This window comes from [Mycobacterium] manitobense (assembly GCF_025821665.1).
Taxonomy (GTDB): Bacteria; Actinomycetota; Actinomycetes; order Mycobacteriales; family Mycobacteriaceae; genus Mycobacterium; species Mycobacterium arseniciresistens.
This window is the reverse complement of sequence record NZ_JACKSJ010000209.1, coordinates 1-428: the sequence shown is the minus strand read 5'-3', so window position 1 is coordinate 428 and position 428 is coordinate 1. Positions and strand designations below refer to the sequence as shown.

Sequence of the window (428 nt, the reverse complement as noted above, 5' to 3'; positions counted from 1 at the left end):
GGGCGTCCGCCAGTGCGGTCCGGGCGGCCGAGGGGCCGGGGTCGTTCATCTGCCCGGTCTTCCCGGGGGCGAGCAATCCCAGTCCGCTGACCGCGACGAACCGGGTGCCCTTGTTGACCAGATCGTTGATCACCGGCCCGGCCGCGTCGAAGTCGTCGCCGGAACGCGGCAGCACCACGAACGGCGCACCGGCGACCGGGAGGATCATCGTCGCCAGCGGAGTCCACACCTCGTCTCCTCCGGAGAGCCCTTGCTTACCGGCATAGGCGACGGTGCCGGTGAGCGGCACATTCGCGCGGCCCAGTCCACGCGTGTTGTCCACGTAGGCACCCAGGGGAGAGCTGCAACCGGTGGACTTCCACGAACCGCGCTGCTGCCCGCGAATATCGAAAAAGTTGGCGTTGATGGCGATGGTGGGCTGCCCGAGA

At 68.7% G+C, this 428-nt stretch carries 1 pseudogene; it reads right to left on the bottom strand.

The annotated features are described in order from the left end of the window. A pseudogene (locus H7I41_RS23430) lies at positions 1-428 on the bottom strand (phosphodiester glycosidase family protein); the annotation flags it as partial.